Source organism: Psychroflexus salis, from assembly GCF_014640175.1.
Taxonomy (GTDB): domain Bacteria; phylum Bacteroidota; class Bacteroidia; order Flavobacteriales; family Flavobacteriaceae; genus Psychroflexus; species Psychroflexus salis.
Window position 1 is genome coordinate 137,154 of record NZ_BMGL01000002.1, and the last position, 16,837, is coordinate 153,990.

Here is a 16,837-nt window from a genome sequence, read left to right on the forward strand (position 1 = left end):
AAAGCACACCGAGTTTATCCTAAATTTTGTGCTTTCGAAAAATAATTTCAAAACTACTCACTACTCACTAATCACTACTAACTACTCAATACTCAATACTCACTACTAACTAACAACAAGCAATATAAATGAGCAAATATTTTTTTATGTAGCTTTGCAAAAAAAAAAATAGCTGTGGCTAAGATTGGTAATATAGATGTAGGAAACTTCCCTTTGCTGCTCGCGCCGATGGAAGATGTAAGCGATCCGCCATTTCGAGCACTGTGTAAAGAACAAGGAGCAGATGTGGTGTATACCGAGTTTATTTCGTCGGAAGGTTTAATTCGCGATGCAGCCAAAAGCCTAATTAAATTAGATATTTACGAAAAAGAACGACCTGTAGGCATTCAAATTTTTGGAGCAAATTTAGATTCGATGTTACGTTCTGTAGAAATTGTTGAAAAAACCAAGCCAGATATTATCGATATCAATTTTGGTTGTCCGGTTAAAAAAGTAGTTTCAAAAGGAGCAGGTGCAGGAATATTAAAAGATATCGACCTTATGGTTTCTTTAACAGAAGCTATGGTAAAACATACTGATGTACCCATTACAGTTAAAACACGCTTAGGATGGGATCACGATTCTATAAAAATTGTTGAAGTAGCCGAACGTTTGCAAGATGTAGGATGTAAAGCCATTTCTATACATGGCAGAACACGTGCGCAAATGTATAAAGGTGATGCCGACTGGAATCCGATTGCCAAAGTAAAAAACAACCCCAGAATGCATATTCCTGTATTTGGAAATGGCGATGTAAACACACCAGAGCGTGCTGTAGAGATGCGAGATAAATATGGATTAGACGGTGCTATGATTGGAAGAGCGAGTATTGGCAATCCTTGGTTTTTTAGAGAAGTAAAACACTTTTTTGAAACAGGAGAGCATTTAGCTCCACCTAGCATGCAAGAACGAATTGATATTGCTAGAAGACACCTACAAATGGCGATAGATTGGAAAGGTGAAAAATTGGGAGTTTTTGAAACACGACGCCACTATACCAATTATTTTAAAGGAATCCCAGATTTTAAACCCTATAGAACTAAAATGGTAACTTGCGACAATCCGGCTGATGTGTTTGCTGCTTTCGATGAGGTTGAACAACTTTTTGGAGACTATCAATTCGAATCTGTTGTTTAAGATATTGATTGTACTGTTAAACAAAAACAAAACCTAATTTAATCCTTTGCATTTAAGTTATATTTGAATTAAGTAACGCAAATATTTTTTTAAAGCATACTTTTACAGATATTTGCACCACCTAACTAAAAACAAAACCATGAAAGGTCCTTTATTTTATTCTAAAATTCTTTTGTTTGGCGAATATGGAATTATAAAAGATTCTAAAGGCTTATCCATTCCTTATAATTTTTACAACGGAGCTTTAAAAATAGAGTCTAACCTTACAGGTAGCGCAAAAAAATCCAATCTAGAACTTTTTAAATTTGCAGCTCATTTAGAGCAATTACAAAAACAAAACGACTTAGCTCAATTCGATTTAACCGCTTTAAATCAAGATATTTCAAAAGGAATGTATTTTGATAGTAGCATTCCACAGGGTTATGGCGTAGGAAGTAGTGGCGCTTTAGTAGCTGCTATTTACGACAAGTATGCACTTAATAAAATTACTGTTCTAGAAAATTTAGAAAAGCAAAAATTAACTACTTTAAAAGAAATTTTTGCTGCGATGGAATCCTTTTTCCATGGAAAATCGTCTGGACTAGACCCATTAAATTCATATTTAAGTTTGCCTATACTTATTAATTCTAAAGAAAATATTGAACCAGCTGGCATTCCATCGCAATCACAGAATGGAAAAGGTGCTGTGTTTTTATTAGATAGTGGTATTGTAGGAGAAACAGCGCCAATGGTAAATATTTTTATGGAAAACATGAAGCAGGAAAGCTTCAAAAAAGTGATGAAAGACAAATTTATTACCAAAACCAATGCCTGTGTAGATAATTTCTTATCTGGCGATTTTAAATCTTTATTTGGTAATGTAAAAGAACTTTCTAATGTAGTCTTAGAAAACTTTAAGCCTATGATTCCTCAACAATTTCACCAATTATGGAAACAAGGAATAGAAAGCAATGCCTACTACTTAAAATTATGTGGCTCCGGTGGAGGTGGTTATATTCTTGGTTTTACTGAAAATTTAGAAGAAGCTAAAAAAGCCTTACAAGGCCATAAATTAGAAGTAGTTTACACCTTCTAAATCAATTCCTATACATGCCTACGAAAAAGCCTAATCTATTTCTCAAATTATTGAGTTTGTTTTCGGTAGTTCGTGGATATAATATCTTGGTAATTGCTATTGCTCAATATTTAGCATCGGTTTTTATTATTGCACCGAGTTACTTGCCTGTAAAAAAAATAGTTTTCGATATCAATTTGTTTTTAATTGTTTTAACTAGTACTTTGGTTATTGCTTCGGGCTATATCATTAATAATTTTTACGATTCGGCCAAAGATTTAATAAACCGCCCTAGGAAAACCTATTTAGATAATATGGTGAGTCAGCAAACCAAATTATCACTTTATTTTATACTTAACTTTGTCAGTATTTTTATAGCGAGTTCAATTTCTTTTCAAAGTGTGCTGTTTTTTACGGCTTACATTTTTGCAATATGGTTGTATTCTCATCGATTAAAGCGCAATGTATTTGTGGGTAATCTAACAGCTTCAATATTAGCTGTAACTCCTTTTTTTGCGGTTTTTATTTATTATAAAAATTTCGATTTAGTAATTTTTGTTCATGCAACTTTTTTATTCTTATTAATTAGTTTGCGCGAATTAACCAAAGATTTAGAAAATGTAAAAGGAGATTTTGCCCAAAATTACCAAACCATTCCTGTTAAATTTGGTAGTAAATTGGCGAAACAAATGGCCACATTATTGGTTTTGTTTTCGGGAATTCCTGTAGTTGTTTTACTTTTTAAATTTGATATGGGCTACATGAATTATTACTTTATATTAAGCTCCGCTATTTTATTGTTGTACCTTATTTTACTTTGGAAATCCTCTTCTAAACAACAGTATCTTTGGCTACATAATTTATTGAAATTTAATATTGTACTAGGTGTATTTTGCATTTTATTAATCGATGTAGATTTGGTAATTAAGCGATTTCTATAACTTTATAAAACAACAATTTAGTTTTAAGTTTTCTTAAAGACTTATTCTACTTTATTCTGTACTTTTGCATTTTAAAATTATTTTGATGCGGATATGCATTTTTTGTATTGTAATCCTTACAAGTGTTGCAGGCCTTTCTCAAAACCAACCATCTGAAGTAGATAAAATCGATTTTGGTGTGCGTTTTGGTTTGTCGCTTTCAGATTTGGTAACTTCTTCAAATACTGTGCAACCGCGAGCTACATTTTTAATAGGAATACATGCCAATTATAAAATTAATTCAATTTGGTCTATTCAGCCAGAATTACTTTATCTTAGAAAAGGAGAGTCTGTTAGAACAACAGCTTCAACTAATACTACAAAAATTGAAAATAGAATTCTCTTAAATTATATCGAAATGCCTATTCTTGCTAAGTATAAGTTTATACAAGATTTGCATTTAGAAGCTGGACCTTACTTTTCTAGTTTAGTTGCTGCTAAGCAAGAAGACATAGAAGGTGAAAATTTTCAGAGCAATAGTATAAAAAACGATATTTCATCTTTCGATATGGGTTTTGCTTTTGGAGCTTCATATGTAACTGAATGGAATTTTTTTGTAGGACTTCGTTACACAAGGGGTTTTATTGATGTTTCAGAAAATCAAAATAACTTTACAGAAAGTTACCATACTCAACTACAACTGTATGTAGGGTATTCATTTTAATTAAAAAACCATGAAAAAGAACGAAAACAAACATAAAAAAACCAATAAAAGTGGTTTTACAAGAAAAGAAGTTGCACAGTCTAAAGTAGATCAGCAGCTCAAAAACCCTGAAGCAGGAATGCGTCTAAATAAATACATTTCTAATTCTGGAATTTGCTCACGCCGAGACGCCGATATTTACATAAAAGCTGGTAATGTTACGGTTAACGATAAAGTGGTTACCGAAATGGGCTACAAAGTACAACTAAAAGATGAAGTTAAATTTGATGGCCGCCGCATTAATCCAGAGCCAAAAGCTTATGTATTGTTGAATAAACCTAAAGGATTTTATGTAACGGGTAGCTACGAAAAATCCAACAAAACAGTAATGGATTTAGTAGCTAACGCTTCTAAATCTCGAATTGCTCCGGTTGGAAAACTAGAAACTTCTGCCATGGGGCTTCTTCTTTTTACCAACGACGGTACTTTGTCTAAAAAACTGAGTAATGCTAAAAAGGGAGTTAAACAAATTTACCAAATTGAATTAAACCGTCCATTCCGAAAAGAAGATTTAGAAAAAATGGCTGAAGGTCCATTTATTGAAGGTAAAAAAGTAATTATTGAAGAAATTAGCTATGTAGATAACAAACCACCTCATGTTGTTGGTATAGAGTTACGCAGTCAACGCTCGCATATTGTGCAGCGAATTTTTAAGAAATTCGACTACGAAATTATTAAATTAGACCGCGTGGTTTTTGCTAATTTAGATAAAATGAACTTACCGCGTGGCCATTATCGCCATTTAACCAAGCAGGAAGTAATTAACTTGGGAATGTTTTAATTAAAACTTCAAACATGAATATGAATCGTATTAAAAATAGAAATTTATTTTCTAAACTTGTTTTAGCTAGCTTTAGCGTTATCTTGTTTTACACAACAAATGCGCAAGAAGTTACCAAAGCTAAAACAATAAACGATAGTATAAATGGAGAAGTGCATTACCAATATTATTTAGCAAACCAAGATACCATTTACAACGGAAAATTTGAGTTTAATTCCACAAAAAAAATTCAAGATACTAAGCAAATAGTATCTTATAATTACGAAGGAAACTACTCCGATAATCAACTATCAGGCAATTGGGTGTTTAGCCATAAAAAATTAGCTCCTTTGTCTTCCTTTAAAGAAAAAGACTATAAAGTAATTTTTTCAACTTCGGGAGAAGAGTTTAAAATTAAAGCGAATTTTAAAGATGGACTAGCTGATGGAAACTGGCAAGTAATTCGTCAAACATTTGAAGCTTCAAAACCTACCGATACAATTTTTACTATCAATGCTAATTTTCAAAATGCAAAAATGATAGGTGCTTTGCAGGCAAAATTAAATGCGACTACAATTCAAGGCTATTTTACAGAAGAAGGCGTACTCGATGGCGATTGGAAGATTAATCACCGAATTAATAATGAAGATTTTGTAGAGGTAAGAAATTATGCCAATGGGGTTTTTAAAGCGCATTATTTTTTAAAAGATCAGCAAAAATATACAATTCAACATAAAGGTTTAGACCACGTTGTAGATGAAGAAGAAACATGGGAATATATAGATATGAATAATGATTATTTTCAAATTTTGGAATTAACCAACATCGGATTTGAAAATAACACCACCCCATTTAAAGAAGTTAAATCGGTTACTAACAAAACCAATCGGTTTTTAAAAAACACCCTACTTTCATTTAGCTATTTTAAAGATTATAAAGTTTGGAACAGTCTTCAAAATAAAGAAGCAATTGAGTTTGGGCAGTTTAAGGTTCGCAAATACCCATACACTAATACCGAAAAAAAGCAACTAAAAGGCATAGTAAAAAAAGCAGCTGAAGTAGAACAAATCTTAAATAACTTTTTTTCCAATTCAAAAATAGAAATAGGAAAATTAACGTATCAGTCTTTAAACGCATACGAGAATGTGCTTTATCAGTACCAAGAAATTCTTCCACAATTAAAAAATCTAATTCACATTATTCAAAAACCTGCTTTCGAATATGTAGACAGAAAACTTTTGTTTTCTGAATATAAATTGAAATTCAGTTTTAATTCAACAATAGAGTACACATTTCAAAAAGAACAGATTTTAACAGAACATGATTTTCCGAGCTTACCTGATTCCGAACATTTAAGTATAGCTAACTTTTATGTATTAATCAACCAAATGCATCAGGATGTTTCTGAAATTGATGCCGATGTACAACGCATTCTAAAAGATTTATCTAAACAGGAAGAATTAAATGAAGATGAAGAACGATTAGTAGCTAAAAAAGAGAAAATCAACAAACTATTTTCGAATGCAAAAAAAGATGAAAACTTCAACGAATACCACGAAGCAATTGCCCAAAATGTAATTGAATTTGCCAACCAAAGCTTCGAAAATTATGTAAAATTACCTGTAAGTAAGAAAAAAGATGAAATTCAACCTACTTTAATTTGCTTCGAAAAGTTAATCAGTGCATATACAGAATTATCCGATATTCCAAGAAAATTAGATCGATTAGACGATGTATATACACGAACTTCTTTTAATCCTTACGTTATGGTCGACATGTCAGAGCGTATTAAAGAACGGATTTATAAGGCATTCGAAAATTATTTATTTCCAGCTATTATGCGAGAAGTTCAACAAAACATTAATTGTAGTTCATTTTCTGAATCTTTAAATGAATTAGAAAAAACATACAACCGAATGGTCGAACTAAGTGATGAAGATACTTCAGCAATAGAAAAAGAATTGCGAAGAGAAAAAGATGCCAATGCAATTAAAAAAATTCTTTTCAAGTAAATGGGTTTATTAATGCTAACAAAATTTAACTTCCGTGTTTACGCTTTTTTAGTGCTATGCATTTTTGCTTATGTAGAGTTAGCTTCCGCACAAGGAATTGGGCAGCTCGAATCTGGAATGCAAAAGTCCGATGCAGAAGCTTCGGTAGTGAGAGAAGCACAAACTTTAGCTTGGTTGGGTGCTTACGGAACCTTTCGCTTAAGCGAAAAATGGTATTGGCATGGCGAATTGCATTACAGAAGAAACGAAACCAACAAATACCTTTTTCTTGGTGAAATGGCTCAGATATATAACCGACACGGAATTAAATATATTCCAACTAAAAATTTTAGTGCAACTGCTGGTGGAGTTTTGCGTTTAGATTTTAATCCTAATGCAAATGAAGCTGATAAAGGCTTTATTGTAGAACCGCGAATTTGGCACGAATACATTTGGACCATGCCTTTTGAGCGCTTTAGAATTTACCACAGATTAAGATTTGAGCACCGATGGAAAAGAAAATTTACCAAAGGAAGTGAGTACCAATTTGGTAACCGTTGGCGATATAAATTTTTAATGAAAATACCACTGAATAAACCTAAATTAGAGCCAGGTGCTTTTTATTTTAGCCCAGATGTTGAGTTGATTATGCAAACCGGAAGTACCATTACAGATAATCCAGTTGAAGATTTACGTATTTTTCCAACTTTTGCTTACATTGCCAATCCTAGAACAACGTATTCGGCTGGTTTAATGTACACTACAGGCCAGACATCCGATGCAGGTTTTATTTATAGGGAACGGTGGATTCTGAGATTTAATGTATATTTTAATCTCGATTTCAGAAAATTTGACGATAAAATACCAGAAACAAGTTTTTACGATTAATTATTATGAGTACAAATTCAAAAAAAAATATATTTAAAATATTGTTTTTCATTGTGTTGATTGCTTTTATAGGTCTAAGCCTAGTATATATCTCTTCTCAGGATAAAAACACAAACCCTTCCAGCCAGTACAACGCATTGCAAAAAGAACTTGATAATGCTACATCTAAAAATCAAACTTTAATAGCTGTTTTAGAAGCTGATAACTTGCTTATAACTAGGTCTAATCCTAAGGAAGCGCTTCAAAAATACCAGTCTGTTATAGAAACAACCGAAGGCAACTTACGCAGCTTAATTTTATCTAGAATTGATTATACAACACAAGTTATCGAATCGAATACAGACGATGAAATTTCAAGAATTAATCTGCGAACTCAATTGGCTAATTTACAAGATGAAATCGATTCGCTCTCAAGTTACACTGATAGTTTAAGTAGAAATAGTATTGCAGAAAAAACAATTGTAAATAAAAAAATAGATAGTTTAAAACAAAAAAATACAAAACTGACTAAAGAACTTAATCGAAAGGAAGCGAAACAAGTAATTAGTTTTACCAACGAAAACGGAAACCTAATTCATTATCTAGGTGAAGTAGAAAATGGAAAAGCCAATGGCGGGGGCATCGGCATTTGGAACACAGGCTCAATTTATAAAGGCGAATGGAAAAATAACCAAAGACACGGAAAAGGTGAATTTAAATGGGCTGATGGGCAAGTTTATAATGGTGAATTTAAAAACGATACACGTTCTGGTACAGGAACTTACTACTGGCCGAGTGGAGAAAAATATGAAGGTGAATTTGCCAATAACCGAATGAATGGCGAAGGAATCTTATTCGACCCCGACGGAAATAAAAAATACGAAGGGCAATGGAAAAATGATAAACCAAAGCAATAAATAATTTACATTTGTGCTTATCAATACTTTAATATTTTCGTTTGCATTGTTTCTAAGTGATTAATTAACTTTGTGTATGGATACAATTTAATATGAACACAAAATACATTGACTTAATCAGTCAAACTTACGATTTTCCGCAGGAGGAATTTCAATTACAAAACAACCAACTCAGCTTTCATGGTATAGATTTAATGAAGTTGGTGAAGCAATATGGAGCTCCATTGAAGTTTACCTATTTGCCAAAAATTTCAGATAACATTCAACGCGCTAAAAAGTGGTTTTCTGAAGCTATAGAAAAACACAATTACAAAGGAGATTATCATTACTGTTATTGTACCAAATCTTCGCATTTTAAGCATGTTTTAAATGAAGCTTTAAAAAACAATATTCATATTGAAACATCTTCTGCTTTCGATATAGATATCGTTAACCACTTAAAACAATCGGGTAAAATTTCCGACCAAAACTATATTATTTGCAATGGTTTTAAGCGGGATCAATACGTGCAAAACATAGCTGAATTAATTAATAGTGGGCATAAAAAATGCGTTCCTATTATCGATAATTACGAAGAATTAAACTTGCTTACGAATGTTACAAACAAAGATTTTCAAATTGGAATTCGAATAGCTTCAGAAGAAGAACCTAAATTTGAGTTTTATACATCTCGACTTGGTATTGGATATAAAAATATTATTCCTTTTTTTGAAGACCAAATTAAAAATAATGAGCAAGTAGAATTGAAAATGCTTCATTTTTTTATTAACACAGGAATTAGAGATAATGCATATTACTGGAACGAATTGCAAAAATGCTTACGCGTTTATACACGCTTAAAAAAAGTTTGTCCAAGTTTAGATAGCCTTAACATAGGCGGTGGCTTTCCCATTAAAAATTCACTTGCTTTTGAGTATGATTATGCATATATGATTGACGAAGTGATCAACCAAATAAAGCAAACCTGCGAAGAAGAAGATGTTCCAGTACCACATATTTTTACAGAATTTGGAAGTTTTACCGTAGGCGAAAGCGGTGGTGCTATTTATGAAGTTTTATACCAAAAACAACAAAATGACCGCGAAAAATGGAACATGATTAACTCATCTTTTATTACCACTTTGCCAGACTCTTGGGCCATTAGCAAACGTTTTATTATGTTGGCTATTAATCGCTGGTCAGATCGTTACGAACGCGTTTTGTTAGGTGGATTAACCTGCGATAGCGACGATTATTACAATTCTGAACAACACATGAATGCTATTTATTTACCCAAGTATGAAAAAGAAAAGCCTTTATATATTGGTTTTTTTAATACAGGTGCGTATCAAGAAACTATTGGAGGTTATGGCGGTTTACAACATTGCTTAATACCAGCACCCAAGCATATTTTAATACAGAAAGATGAATATGGAAATATTTCGACCGAATTATTTAAAGAACAACAAACTAGTAAAGCATTTTTAAACATTTTAGGTTATCATGAAAGTTAAAACCAATTACGCCGGCATACCCGATAAATATGGCCGTCTAGATGAAGCAAAAGTTGTGCTTATTCCTGTTCCGTACGATGGAACAAGTTCTTGGCAAAAAGGAGCAGACAAAGGTCCAGATGCTTTTTTGCACGCATCAGAAAATATGGAGTTGTACGATATTGAAACTAAATCTGAAGTTTACAAGAAAGGAGTATATTTAGCTCCTGCTGTTTCTGAAAATTCTTCTCCAGAGAAAATGGTTGAAGCAGTTCACAAAACCATTAAATCGTACTTGCAACAAGATAAGTTTGTTACCTTATTTGGTGGCGAACATTCCATATCAATTGGAAGCATTCGTGCGTTTAATGAACATTTTGAAGACTTAACTGTTGTACAAATCGATGCACATGCCGATTTGAGACCAAGTTACGATGGCTCTACTTGTAATCATGCCTGTGCTTTGCATGAAGCCAGTAAAAACACCAATTTAATTCAAGTAGGAATTCGTTCGATGGACAGTAGTGAAGTAGAACACATGGACGAAGGTAGAACATATTTTGCCCACGATTTGTACGAGGATTGGATGGACGACGCCATTGGACAAATGACGCCCAATGTGTTTATAACTATTGATTTAGATGCGTTTGATCCTTCCATTTTGCCATCTACAGGAACCCCTGAACCAGGTGGATTGTTTTGGTATGAAACCTTAGATTTCTTAAAACTCATCTTTAAGAAGAAAAATGTTGTAGGATTTGATATTGTTGAGCTCTGCCCCAATGAGAATGAGAAATCTTCCGACTTTTTAGCTGCGAAATTATATTATAAGATGCTTAGTTATAAATTTTATACCCACCGGATCTTAATAGATGAAGAAGATTAAAAGCTTAATTATTATGTCTATAATTTGCGTTTTTGCGTGATTTTTTAAATTTCATATAATAAACAACCATGAGTAAACCCATTACCAACTTCATAGAAAAATATTTTTTACACTTTAATGCTGCTAGTCTAGTCGATGCGGCTAAAGGCTACGAAGCACAACTCAATCAAGGCAATAAAATGCTGGTTTCTTTAGCTGGGGCAATGAGTACGGCTGAACTTGGTAAGATTTTTGCAGAAATGATACGCCAAGATAAAGTGCACATTGTTTCTTGTACAGGTGCTAATTTAGAAGAAGATGTAATGAATCTTGTGGCGCATTCGCATTATAAGCGTGTTCCTGAATATCGCGATTTAACCCCACAAGACGAATGGAATCTGTTAGAAAAAGGGCTCAATAGAGTTACCGATACATGTATCCCAGAAGAAGAAGCCTTTAGACGAATTCAACAGCATATTGTAAAAATCTGGAAGGATGCCGAAGCTAAAGGCGAGCGTTATTTTCCACACGAATACTTGTATAAATTGTTATTGTCTGGTGTTTTAGAAGAACATTACGAAATTGATTTGAAGGATTCTTGGATGTACGCAGCTGCAGAAAAAAACTTACCTATTGTTGTGCCTGGTTGGGAAGATTCTACTTTAGGAAATATTTTTGCTAGTTATGTTCTAAAAGGCGAGTTGAAAGCATCAACTATGAAATCGGGGATTGAATATATGACTTTTTTAGCCGATTGGTATACGGAAAACACCCATCCCAAAGTCATGGGAGGAATTGGTTTTTTTCAAATTGGTGGAGGCATTGCAGGCGATTTTCCTATTTGCGTAGTGCCGATGTTGTATCAAGATATGGAACGTACAGATACACCATTTTGGAGTTACTTCTGTCAAATTTCCGATTCAACTACCAGTTATGGTTCGTACTCTGGAGCCGTTCCCAACGAAAAAATTACTTGGGGAAAACTAGATATTAGCACACCAAAATTTATAATTGAAAGCGATGCAACCATTGTTGCTCCTTTAGTTTTTGCTTACTTGTTGGAAATGTAGTTGTATTTGAAGAAAAACAGAAGACTCATTTTAATCGACTTTTATAATGCTGTATCTAAACGAAGTTTTTATAAAATAATTACTTAGTTGTTTTATAACTGCTTTTAATTTATTGATAATTATCAATTCATACATATGTTACACAATAAAGTTGTAAAGCTTTGCGATCATTGCGTTTCTGCGGTGAGAATTAATAATTACAAAGACGCTAAGTTCGCAGAGAAAGTGAATTAGTTCTACTATTAAGCAAGTGCCTAGGTCAATAAAACAATTTCTAAAATTCTTTTATTTTCTTTACACAAACATTTATAAAGTTGGTTTTAACCCAAATATTTTTTGAAGTTAGGATATACTTATATTTGGATAAAATCAATTGAAAAAAGAAACGATGACATTAAAAACTGACCGTATTCAATTAAGAAAAATTACCCAATCCGACCTTGAAAATATCTACATCGGACTTTCCAATCCTGATGTGATTAAATATTACGGGATAAGTTTTAGCAATTTAGAATCGACTAAAGAACAAATGACTTGGTTTACTGAACTCGAAAAAACCAAGACCGGAATTTGGTGGGCAATTTGCTCACACGACAACCGAATTTTTTACGGTGCAGGCGGATTAAACAATAAATCAGAAGAGCATAAAAAAGCAGAAATAGGGCTTTGGTTACTTCCTGAATTTTGGGGTAAAGGTATTATGGCTGAATCAATGCCTTTGATTTGCAATTATGGTTTTAATCAACTCGGATTACACCGAATTGAAGGATTAGTAGAATCTAATAATCAGAATTGTAAAAAAGCAATTGCTAAACTTGATTTCCATTTTGAAGGAACAATGAGAGACTGCGAAATAAAAAATGGAAAATTTATTAGTCTTGATATTTATGCAAAACTAAAAACATAACTCAATAAAGCCCGATGCCAATAGCGAATTAAAAAAAGGCTTAATCCTTTACTTTTTTAAATTATTGAAATACTTTATAAATATTAGTTTTTTAATTCACGTCAATGTTTATAATCAAGCACTTAGTTTTGGTGCTTCATTTTTATTTCTAAAATAGGAGTGGTCTAATTAGTTTCAAAGAATAAGGATATTTCTAAACCTTTTATTAGAAATTGTTACGTAAAGCTTCAAATTCGCCAACGACGTTTATTTCGCCAATTACATTAAAATCTTCATCTACATGTGCTGCTGTAAATTCAAAACTGCCAGTAACAACATCATTGTCGGAAGAATCGATAGTTAGCGTACCACCATAGTTTTCATTGAGCGTAGTGTATTCTTTACTTTCGCTAAGGTTTCCATTAGGAACATCTATATAAAATGCAGTAAAAACTGAGTTGCTATTGGTTTCAAAGCCAATTTCATAAGTGCCGGGTGTTGGGCGCTGAATAGCCTGATTAACAGAGTTTAAAACAAAGCGCAAATTAAATGTTTGTGGGTTAATATCACTCATATTTAATTCCCATGAATTAGTCGATCCTATATCGATTAAACCAAAATCTGCAATACCCAGTTTTTCTGCTTCAAAATCTCCAGTAACCTCTATGCTAACTGTGTTAAGATTTCCAGAAGATGAGCTATCGTCTCCACTGCAAGACGATAATAATACTAAAAGGCCTATACTTACTAAAAACTTTTTCATCTTAATCATTTAAAATTCATGCATAAATAGTAACAAAGCTAGTAATTAACAAATAAAGTATGCTATTTGACTAAAATTTATTTGTGAATCTAATGCAAAGCTCCAGTAATTAATAATTAACCTATTTTTGTAGTATGGAAAACAGAATCGAACAAGTAGAGCTAAAATACCTTTCGTTAAGCGATTTTGAAGCTTTAAAAGAAGTCTTTATTGAAATTTATGGTGATGCAACAGATGCTTATTGGAAAAAAAGCGAGCTCAAACAACTCATTGCTAAATTTCCTGATGGGCAAGTAGTTTTAAAAGTAAATGGCGAATTAGCAGGTTGTGCATTCTCTATTATTGTAGATGAAGCTAAAGTAAGTAGAAAACATACCTATGATGATATTGCAGGCGACACAAAATTTAAAATGCATACTTCCAACGGAAATATGTTGTATGGTATCGATATTATTATTAAAAAAGAATACCGAGGCTTAAAACTCGGAAGAAGATTATACGATTACAGAAAAGAATTATGCGAAAAACTCAACTTAAAAGGAATTGTTTTTGGGGGCAGAATCCCGAATTACTATAAATTTTCAAGTGAACTTACTCCAAGACAATACATAGAAAAGGTTCGCTTTAAGGAAATTGAAGACCCCGTTTTAAACTTTCAGTTGTCTAACGATTTTCGTCCTGTGCGAATATTATCTAACTATCTCGAAGGCGATATAGCTTCAAAAGAATATGCCGTTTGGATGCAGTGGGATAATATGTACTACCAAGAAGAAACAGCGCAACCTTCTTCACAAAAAACCGAAGTGCGTTTAGGATTGGTACAATGGCAAATGCGTTCGTATTCAGATTTAGATGAGTTACTGCATCAAGTAGAATATTTTGTGGAATCACTTTCGGGTTATCGTTCTGATTTTGCTTTGTTTCCTGAATTTTTTAATGCACCGCTTATGGCTAAATACAATCATTTAAGCGAGCCTGAAGCCATTCGTGAATTAGCCAAGTTTACACAACGCATTAAAGAAAAAATGACGGAATTATCTATTGCTTATAATATCAATATTATATCTGGAAGTATGCCCGAAGTAATCGATGATAAGTTGTACAATGTTGGCTATTTATGCAAACGCGATGGTAGTGTAGAGCGCTTTGAAAAAATACATGTAACTCCAGATGAAGCTAAAGTTTGGGGAATGCAACGCGGTAGTCAATTAAAAACTTTTGATACTGATTGTGGGAAAATTGGCATCTTAATTTGCTACGATGTAGAGTTCCCAGAATTATCTAGGCTACTCGCTTTGGAAGGCATGAATATTTTATTTGTTCCTTTCTTAACCGATACGCAAAACGGATTTTCGCGCGTAAAGTTATGCGCACAAGCTAGAGCGGTAGAAAATGAATGTTACGTTGCCATAGCTGGAAGTGTCGGTAATTTACCAAAAGTACACAACATGGATATTCAATATGCACAGTCGGCTGTTTTTACACCTTCCGATTTTTCTTTTCCTAGTAACGGTGTAAAAGCAGAAACTACACCCAACACCGAAATGATTTTAATTGCCGATGTAGATTTAGACGACTTAACAGAGTTGCATAATTTTGGAAGCGTTCGCAATTTAAAAGATAGAAGGGAAGATGTGTATACGCTGGAACGAAAAAGTAAAGTTTAGCCTGTTGAATAATGCTTCATATAGCAAAAAACACAACTATATTTCGTTCTGTTTTAAATGCATTTGATGATAATTTTTTAAAATACTTCAATAATTAAAAATATTATAACTAATTTTATTGATGTCTAATTGTTTGCTTTTGAGAGTTTTGTTATTCAAAAGTAGCTTATTTCTTGACCATGAAAAATATTTACTTTGCATTTTGTGTATTATTTTCTACTGTAGTATTTAGCCAGAATCATTGGAAACAATACAACAATAAACCCCTTAAAAAAGTTACATATTATAATACAGAACAAAGTTTAGATACTACAAATGCACCAAAAACTGAACTTTATTATTATCCTAATGGATTTATTGAAAAGTCGATTTATGTAAATCCAAATTTTCAACAAAAGCGATTTTACTTCTACAAAAATGATACGCTTCAAAAAGTCGTTACCCAATTTGTAGAACAAGGCGAAGTAAGTAGTTATGATGTAGAGCAAGTACTTCAAAATCATCAAAAAATTTACCTAAAATCGGCTAAAGTCTTTAGTCAATACAATTTTTATACAAATGAGACTTCAGGTGAAGTGGTTAGATTAGAAAATGCGTATAATAAAGATGATTACATGATTCAATCTACCAAACAAAATGAATCTTATAACGACCGAAATTATTTCGAAATTTCCAAAAACACCTACCATAAAGGAGACATTCAAAATTCATCTTTTAAAATTTTTAGTGTAGATCAAATCACAAATGATACGGTGGTAGAATACCACATGGAAAGTGAATACAACGTACTAGATAAAAATAAAATAGGGCCTACCGCTTTTCGAATTATAAATCAACAAGATACAGTCTACCAAAAAATTGTTTACAGCCTATATAAAAAAAATGAAGTAAAAAACCCTGATATTAATTATACATCGCTTCAAGATATTTTACCGGTTAATTTAGAAGAATTAAGCTATGTAGATTTATCTGAACAAGGCTTCAATTTGCTCTTAAGTCAATTTGAAGAAGTAGACTTTAATAAAGCTTTACCAGCTCAAAATAAATCGAATACCATTGAAGATTGGGAACAAGTTTTTGCTATTTATATTGAAAAATCTTTAGATAGATTGGATTTTGTATTTGCTCTAGCTGCAATTGAAGCATTGCTTAGTGTAGAGGTTAATCAGTTTTCTTTTCAAACTTTATTTGCTTTACATTCTGTTGCTTTTGGGATTAATTCTGACCAAGAAAACTGGAGAGAAGCTAAAAAACATGTTCAACAGTTAATTCAATTACAGCAAGAAGCCGAAAATAAGTTTGGTGCAGAAATGCTACGTGCAGAACTAGCAAAAATAGAAGTGAAGCTCAACAACAAAGAAGAAGCTCAGTCTTTATTAAACCAACTTCTCAACTATCAAGAACAACTCAAAGAAAAAACCATTAAGTTAAAAGGAATTGTAAATTTAAGCTATGAAGAAGTTGAATATCAAGTAAATTATAACAATTTTACATTCCGTATTGCAGATTTGTATGCATTAATGGGAGAAACTGAACAAGCTAAAAAGATTGCTCAAGACAACTTGAAAGATTTGAATTTTATTGAAGAAGCAGGATATCCAGAGGATTTTTTTTACAAAGCAATTGACCAAAATCAAGCACTTTTAAACGATTTAAATAAATAATT

15 protein-coding genes are annotated in these 16,837 nt (G+C 32.5%); 14 read left to right on the top strand and 1 reads right to left on the bottom strand.

The window, feature by feature from the left end; translation table 11 throughout:
• Positions 1-174: 174 nt before the first annotated feature.
• The 12 genes from dusB (at position 175) to IEV63_RS01890 (ending at position 12,762) form a co-directional block, all read left to right on the top strand.
• Positions 175-1,176, top strand: coding sequence for a tRNA dihydrouridine synthase DusB (gene dusB, locus IEV63_RS01835; protein WP_188405051.1), 1,002 nt, complete (start codon positions 175-177; stop codon positions 1,174-1,176).
• Between the two features lie 139 nt (positions 1,177-1,315).
• Positions 1,316-2,251, top strand: coding sequence for a mevalonate kinase family protein (locus IEV63_RS01840; protein WP_188405052.1), 936 nt, complete (start codon positions 1,316-1,318; stop codon positions 2,249-2,251).
• A 14-nt stretch (positions 2,252-2,265) separates the two neighbouring features.
• The gene (locus tag IEV63_RS01845; protein WP_188405053.1) at positions 2,266-3,171 is read left to right on the top strand and encodes a geranylgeranylglycerol-phosphate geranylgeranyltransferase; all 906 of its coding nucleotides are present in this window, start codon (positions 2,266-2,268) and stop codon (positions 3,169-3,171) included.
• A gap of 85 nt (positions 3,172-3,256) precedes the next feature.
• Positions 3,257-3,874: a porin family protein gene (locus IEV63_RS01850; RefSeq protein WP_188405054.1), complete on the top strand. Its 618-nt coding sequence runs from the start codon at positions 3,257-3,259 to the stop codon at positions 3,872-3,874.
• 10 nt (positions 3,875-3,884) lie between these two features.
• Complete coding sequence (locus tag IEV63_RS01855; RefSeq protein ID WP_188405055.1) at positions 3,885-4,694, top strand: pseudouridine synthase; 810 nt, start codon at positions 3,885-3,887, stop codon at positions 4,692-4,694.
• 14 nt (positions 4,695-4,708) lie between these two features.
• Positions 4,709-6,685: a hypothetical protein gene (locus IEV63_RS01860; RefSeq protein WP_188405056.1), complete on the top strand. Its 1,977-nt coding sequence runs from the start codon at positions 4,709-4,711 to the stop codon at positions 6,683-6,685.
• 12 nt (positions 6,686-6,697) lie between these two features.
• Positions 6,698-7,552, top strand: coding sequence for a DUF2490 domain-containing protein (locus IEV63_RS01865; RefSeq protein WP_188405057.1), 855 nt, complete (start codon positions 6,698-6,700; stop codon positions 7,550-7,552).
• A gap of 5 nt (positions 7,553-7,557) precedes the next feature.
• Entirely contained in the window at positions 7,558-8,448 is an 891-nt protein-coding gene (locus tag IEV63_RS01870) for an MORN repeat-containing protein (RefSeq protein WP_188405058.1), read from the top strand.
• Between the two features lie 92 nt (positions 8,449-8,540).
• Positions 8,541-9,941 (top strand): arginine decarboxylase, encoded by a 1,401-nt coding sequence (locus tag IEV63_RS01875; RefSeq protein ID WP_188405059.1) that lies wholly within the window; start codon positions 8,541-8,543, stop codon positions 9,939-9,941.
• The gene (speB, locus tag IEV63_RS01880; protein WP_188405060.1) at positions 9,931-10,806 is read left to right on the top strand and encodes an agmatinase; all 876 of its coding nucleotides are present in this window, start codon (positions 9,931-9,933) and stop codon (positions 10,804-10,806) included. Before IEV63_RS01875 ends, speB begins: the two co-directional genes overlap by 11 nt.
• A 68-nt stretch (positions 10,807-10,874) precedes the next feature.
• The gene (locus IEV63_RS01885; RefSeq protein ID WP_188405061.1) at positions 10,875-11,855 is read left to right on the top strand and encodes a deoxyhypusine synthase family protein; all 981 of its coding nucleotides are present in this window, start codon (positions 10,875-10,877) and stop codon (positions 11,853-11,855) included.
• A gap of 388 nt (positions 11,856-12,243) precedes the next feature.
• Positions 12,244-12,762 (top strand): GNAT family N-acetyltransferase, encoded by a 519-nt coding sequence (locus tag IEV63_RS01890; protein ID WP_188405062.1) that lies wholly within the window; start codon positions 12,244-12,246, stop codon positions 12,760-12,762.
• Between the two features lie 205 nt (positions 12,763-12,967).
• Here IEV63_RS01890 and IEV63_RS01895 read toward each other — a convergent pair whose 3' ends face one another.
• The gene (locus IEV63_RS01895) at positions 12,968-13,504 is read right to left on the bottom strand and encodes a hypothetical protein (protein WP_188405063.1); all 537 of its coding nucleotides are present in this window, start codon (positions 13,502-13,504) and stop codon (positions 12,968-12,970) included.
• A 134-nt stretch (positions 13,505-13,638) separates the two neighbouring features.
• Between IEV63_RS01895 and IEV63_RS01900 the strand changes: the two genes are divergently transcribed.
• A complete protein-coding gene (locus IEV63_RS01900; RefSeq protein WP_188405064.1) occupies positions 13,639-15,171 on the top strand; it encodes a carbon-nitrogen hydrolase family protein in 1,533 nt (510 codons plus the stop codon).
• Positions 15,172-15,350: 179 nt separating this feature from the next.
• On the top strand, positions 15,351-16,835 hold the full coding sequence (locus IEV63_RS01905) for a tetratricopeptide repeat protein (protein WP_188405065.1): 1,485 nt from the start codon (positions 15,351-15,353) through the stop codon (positions 16,833-16,835).
• The last annotated feature ends 2 nt before the right edge of the window (positions 16,836-16,837 follow it).